Here is a 6,005-nt window from a genome sequence, read left to right on the forward strand (position 1 = left end):
GACTTAATCTTTATCGATTTGTGTCGCACTGACGGACGACAGGTAGTTGAGCAGGGCGATATCATTATCCACGCCCAGCTTCATCATGGCCGATTTTTTCTGGCTACTGATGGTCTTAATACTGCGGTTCAGCTTCTTGGCAATTTCGGTCACCAGGAAACCTTCAGCAAAGAGGCGTAATACTTCGCTCTCTTTAGGTGACAGACGTTTATCGCCATAGCCGCCCGCGCTGATTTTCTCCAGCAGTTTGGCGACGCTTTCCGGCGTATATTTCTTGCCTTTCTGCAGTGCCGCCAGCGCTTTTGGCAAATCGGTTGGCGCCCCCTGTTTCAGGACAATGCCTTCAATATCCAGATCCAGCACCGAGCTCAGAATGGCTGGGTTATTGTTCATTGTCAGAACAATGATGGACAGATCGGGATAGTGACGTTTGATATATTTAATCAGCGTAATACCGTCGCCGTATTTTTCCCCTGGCATAGAGAGGTCGGTGATCAGGACGTTCGCATCAAGTTTGGACAGGTTGTTGATTAGCGCCGTTGAATCTTCAAATTCACCTACAACGTTAACCCACTCAATTTGTTCCAGAGACTTTCGGATACCGAAAAGAACAATTGGGTGATCATCGGCAATAATTACATTCAAGTTATTCATCTTATTGGTTACCTTGCTGCAGCAGTTGATTGACATAAGCGTCAATATTACTGGTGGTATTTTTAATGTTTGAATCGTCACATACTTTGATGTGGTGTTCTAACGCTTCACAAAGCTGTTTGCCCGGTGTCAAATTGAGCATAGCAAACACGCCCTTAAGGCGATGAGCTGTCTGAGCAAGCGAGGCATAATCTGATATCGCTGACTCAGTATACAATCTCTTTACATCATCCGGTACTGTCTCAGTAAACAGCTGGAAATAGCCTCCACTTAACAGTGCCGTGCCGGCGTCATCTTCAGTGTCATCCTCCATCACATCGTGGGACAATTGCTTCTCAATCAGTGCCAGCAAGGCATCAAGTAATGCATTGCTGAGATTGAAATTGACGCGATACTGTTGGTCGTTTAAAGCATGATGGCCGGGTTCATCCTCCGCCAGCAATAAAGCCCAGCCGCTGAGTTTGCTGGGATCGTCAGTAATCTGTACATCGTGATCCTGGCCTGAGATACGTTCATCCGGCGTCAGGCAGCGTGCGCCCCAGTTCTCCAGATGGCGACAGACGATCTTGTGCACGTCTTCAACGGCAATCTCAACCAGGGCGGTAATCCCTTCGAGAATCTTCTCTTGATCGTCTTCGTGCTTCTCTTCAAGCGTGAGCGGAAGCTGAATGTTATATCGGGTGCCAATGTCCGCCTTGGCAACGATTTCCAGGCTGCCGCCCATTTGCTTGCACAGCTGTTTGCACAGGAAAAAGGCCATGCCCGAAGCCTGACCATAACGATCCTGGCTGGTATCGCCCAGGAACGGAAAATCGACATTGGCCAGTTCATCGATCGTGAGCCCAGCTCCCGTATCCACCAGCTCGATATAGAGGCGGTCAGGGTGCTGTTCGGCGGTTTTTACCTCAAGGGTAATCTTGCCCCAGCGCGTGGTGATCAGGGCATAGTGCATTAGCGTCGTCAGCACTTTGCGCAGGGCACGGCGATCGCCAAAGCGTACTTCATCGTTCGGCTGATGATTATTCACCACCAACGATAACCCTTTACGACGCAGCAGTGGCAGGCTTTCCAGCGCGATTTCGTCCAGAAGTTCCTGCAGATTAAACACACTGGCGTCAGGCGACCAGTCGTGCGCTTCAAGGCGATTCAGCAGCACAATATCGTCAACCAGACGTGCCAGTGACTGGCTCTCATCCAGAATATCCAGCACGCTTTCGTCATTCTCTCGCTGGCTCAGGTGCACCAGCTGCGAGACAATTTTTTCCAGCGGCTGATTTAACGCGTGACCAAGATGATGCAGCAGTTGCTGACGCATCTGGTGGTTGCGATCTAACACCTGTTGCGCTTTTTGCAGTTTCTTATTCACCAGCAGCTCGCGATCCTGATCGCGCATCATGAACAGTTGGGTATGCGGAGACAGCACGCTTCGTGCGTGACGAATCTCATACACTTCATTGTTGATGGTGGCTTGCAGTACGCCCTGATGCTGGTCGGACATATTGATGATTTTCTGCAGATTCAGGTGAGGCAAAAGATGCTCAGCGATTTTATTGCTCAACAGCGTGCGGTTACTGGCAAAATCATAGACCAGCAGGCCAACGGGCAAACTGGCCACAATCTCCTGATTGAGCACCCGGAGCGAATCCAGCTCGGCGCTTTGATTCTCACTGGGTCGCAGAGACTGCTGACGTAGCAACAACATGCCGCTAAGCGAGAGTAAAAACAGCACCAGGTTAATCAGCAGCGGCCACATCAAATTATGTGCGCTGTCGAGCAACAGGCGTAAGAGCGGCACACGGTAAACCAGCTGTAGCGATGTACTGGGTAGTGCAGCGGCGATTTCAATATCGTGATTGACCAGGGCTACCTGTGTGGTTTCAACATCGTCCTGATTGCTGCTGGCGTTGTTATTCAGCGTGGCATCCTGACGCAGCTGGAAATTCTCCACCGGCATATTCAGGGGAATTAAGTCGTTGATGGGCAGATCAAATGCCACCACGGTCGCCAGATGACCGGGCTGATTAAACGTGGTGCGCAACGTAAAATAGTGGTCGTTCTGAAAGGCAAGATGGCGAAGGGGAGAAAAGCTTTCACGCTCATCCAGCGCATTGGCCTGCTGCAGCATTTCAGCACGTCGTGCCTCAACCAGAGAACTGATGGCATTCTCTTTGTAACGCGTCGTCATGTCTTTCAGCGGCAGGGTGGAGATCATGATCAGGCTGTTGTCCTGACCATTTAAAAAGTACATGGACCAGGTCGGCGTTTCTGCACCCCATAAGGTGTCCAGATAGCTGGACATTCGCATCGACATATCCAGCGTGCTGCTGTCATGGGACCCGAAAATCAGCGCTTCGGTTTTGCGGCGCGTTTTTTCCAGATAGTAGACATCCGGACGCAGGCGCGTCTCTTGCAGATTACTGGCAGGAGGCGTACCGGCAGCACTGGTCGACAGGTTTTCATAAATCTGCCAGGTAACGAAACGGTAGGCATCAATACGTTTCTGAATATCTCGCGCCATATCCGCCATGGCGTAACGTTTGTCGGTCAACCAGGCATTGACGGAGTTTTGCACCATAAAGCCTAGCGCCAGTAACAGCACCAGATTAAATACGATAAAAAAGCGAGTGACATTGCCGGATGTCAGCGGAAACTTATACAACATAGCGTCTCAGATACCTGAATTATCGCGCAACGTTGCGCGCACTGACAGCCACAGCCAACAATAACAGTGCTATGAGTAAAAACGCACCGCTAAGGCTAATCCATTGAGAAATGAACCCGATCAACGCCGGACCAGAAAGAATACCTGCATATCCCAACGTTGTCATGGCGGAAATCGCCAGGTTAGCCGGCATATCATGCTGGTTACCTGCCGCATTGAACAACATCGGCACGGTATTCGATAATCCAAAGCCGACCAGTAAGAACGCCAGCAATGAAGCTTCGGGCCATGGGAGGAGCACCGCTAATGCCATTCCTGATGCCGCCGCCAGCGCGCCCACCAACATGACAGGATAACGGCCGAAGCGATGAATAATTTTATCCCCGCTAAAACGCCCAACTGTCATGGCAACGGAAAACAGCGCGTAGCCGAGCCCGGCATGCGCGGTCGTCATCACAGGGTTTTGCAACAGCAGGAGTGCGCCCCAGTCGAGCACGGCGCCCTCTGCTAAAAACAGAATAAAACACAGCATGCCCAGAAAGGCGACGCGTCCACGTGGGATGACCAGCCACGGCTGATCGGGCTGGTGCAAACGCTGATTCATAAAGGTGGGGATTCGCCACAACAACAGCACCATCATCACGGCCATCACGATCAGCACGGAAAGCAGTGGCGTCAATCCCAGGCTCAACAGCAGGCTGACCGCCCCGGCACCCAGAATACCGCCCAGGCTAAAAAAAGCATGAAAGCCTGACATCATCGGCTTGCCAGCTGCTTTTTCCACTTCTACGGCCTGATAATTCATGGCGACGTCCAGCATGCCGAGTCCGGCACCAAACAGCATCAACGCGGCGGCCATGAAAAGATGCGTTTGCACTGTGGCGAGCAGCGGCATCATACATAACACCAGTAGCGTTGAAAATATCATCACTGTACGGCAGCCAAAGCGCGCCACCAACGTGCCGGTTACCGGCATCGCGAGCAATGAACCGATACCCAGACACAGCAACAGGGCCCCCAGGGAAGCACCATCTAAATGCAAGCGATCGCGTGCATAGGGCACCAGTGGCGCCCAGGCTGACATTCCCAGGCCATTGATCAAAAAAATGATGCGTGTGCCCCCGCTCAGGCGGCGGTCAGAGGGAGTTGATTTTGCGGCATCCAATGCTGTCATGGCCCTAATTCATCAGTAGCAAAGCAGAAAAGTGTAGCATTAATTGGCTGCAAAACGCTGTGAGAACACAGGTTTAACAGGTTTTCCGGACCGCTTTTATCAGCCCTGTCAGCGGCCAGTGTACCGACTTTTACCGCGACAAATTTTTTTTCCAGAACTTTCCTGGCATAACCCGCGGGTAAACCCTGCACCGGCCCTCTTTCAGGAACGATCTGCATCACAGTTTAGTGATGTGAATTGCTTAGCTGAATTTCAGTATCGGGCAGGAACCCAGAAAACAAAAAAATAGAGACATTTCCGGCACTTTTGCAATTTACTGGAAATATTTAGCAATATTTTGACATGCAATAACATGCATTCCGCCTTTTCCCTCCCTGATAAATCACAAAAATTGCTAATGTTATTTTTATTAATTCATAAATAAAACTGCATCTTATGATTGATTTTTAAACGCAGAAAGTTAACTATTGATTGCACGATGTTGCCATTTGTGAGCATCGATTAATACAAATGTTAAAAAAACAAAGTCAATACTTGCGGAGTTGCCTTTTACTTCGTCTGTTTGCTTAAACCGCCTCCGCCAGGCTGAAACGTTTTCCGATACACAGCATGAAAAAACGTCAATGAAAAATCATAACTTATGTTTATGGTTTTCATTTCAGCTAATTAGATATTCTGGTGGAGCAAGGTCAAGATGGCAGAACTCACTCAAAGTCGCGTCGATATCATTTCCCGTGCAAATGGTACGCTTACGTCTCAGGTCGACGGCGGCTTAACGCAAACGATCACTCTTAATGAACCGAGCGTAGTACGCATTAATGGTACGCGTGAGGCTGTCGTACAATACCAACGTCAGGGCGACGATCTCATCGTCCAGATGCGTGACGGAAGCTCCGTTCGCTATAAAAAATTCTTCCTCGACGATGCCGCAGGCGACCACAGTGAACTGGTCTTTGATGATGGCGTGAACCCACCAGAGCATGCACTCTTTCCCACGACGGCAGGCGCAACAGATTTAGCGACAACATCCGTGACGCCCGGATTTGAGTCACTTGATAACGTGGAGCCGCTCCTGCTGGCTGATAACAGCAATATTTCTACCGGCCTGATGACGGCGAGTGGTGTTGGCCTGTTGGGACTGGGGGGCTTAGCACTGGGCACCAGTCGCGGCGGAGGCGGAGGCGGTGACACACCGGCAGCACCGGGAACGCCTGGAACGCCAGCAACACCGACCCTGACCGTTAATCCCTTTGCCGGTGACAACGTCCTGGACAACAGCGAGAAGGCCAGCGATCAGCTGGTCTCCGGCACCACCAGCAACGTGGAGGCGGGCCAGACCGTCACCGTGACGCTGGGCGGCCAGACCTATACCACGACCGTCGGGGCCGACGGCAGCTGGAGCCTGAGCGTACCTTCGGCGGCGCTGACCGCGCTGGCCGCGGGCACCACCACGCTCAACGTGACCGTGAGCAACGCGGCGGGAACGGCGGCCAGTGCTGAGCAGGTGATTACGGT

The 6,005-nt window shown here is 51.4% G+C and carries 4 protein-coding genes; 1 reads left to right on the forward strand and 3 read right to left on the reverse strand.

From position 1 onward, the window contains the following. Window positions 1–3: 3 nt before the first annotated feature. Genes rcsB through QLG08_RS10650 form a run of 3 tightly spaced genes read right to left on the reverse strand, consistent with a single transcriptional unit; the run spans window position 4 to window position 4,490 of the window. Window positions 4–654, reverse strand: a complete 651-nt coding sequence (rcsB, locus tag QLG08_RS10640) for a response regulator transcription factor RcsB (protein WP_014605387.1) — start codon at window positions 652–654, stop codon at window positions 4–6. 1 nt (window position 655) lies between these two features. Continuing rightward, window positions 656–3,316: a phosphotransferase RcsD gene (gene rcsD, locus QLG08_RS10645; protein WP_014605388.1), complete on the reverse strand. Its 2,661-nt coding sequence runs from the start codon at window positions 3,314–3,316 to the stop codon at window positions 656–658. Between the two features lie 19 nt (window positions 3,317–3,335). Beyond that, entirely contained in the window at window positions 3,336–4,490 is a 1,155-nt protein-coding gene (locus tag QLG08_RS10650) for an MFS transporter (RefSeq protein WP_014594154.1), read from the reverse strand. Window positions 4,491–5,184: 694 nt separating this feature from the next. Between QLG08_RS10650 and QLG08_RS10655 the strand changes: the two genes are divergently transcribed. Beyond that, the coding region (locus tag QLG08_RS10655) for a BapA prefix-like domain-containing protein (RefSeq protein ID WP_282472903.1) at window positions 5,185–6,005 on the forward strand (821 nt) is incomplete at its 3' end.

Source organism: Pantoea sp. V106_11, from assembly GCF_029967885.1.
Lineage (GTDB): Bacteria > Pseudomonadota > Gammaproteobacteria > Enterobacterales > Enterobacteriaceae > Pantoea > Pantoea ananatis.

What these genes read in the sequence shown, in the direction of transcription:
- rcsB (WP_014605387.1), bottom strand. Translation starts at nt 654, where the DNA reads ATGAATAACTTGAATGTAATTATTGCCGATGATCACCCAATTGTTCTT.
- rcsD (WP_014605388.1), bottom strand. Translation starts at nt 3,316, where the DNA reads ATGTTGTATAAGTTTCCGCTGACATCCGGCAATGTCACTCGCTTTTTT.
- QLG08_RS10650 (WP_014594154.1), bottom strand. Translation starts at nt 4,490, where the DNA reads ATGACAGCATTGGATGCCGCAAAATCAACTCCCTCTGACCGCCGCCTG.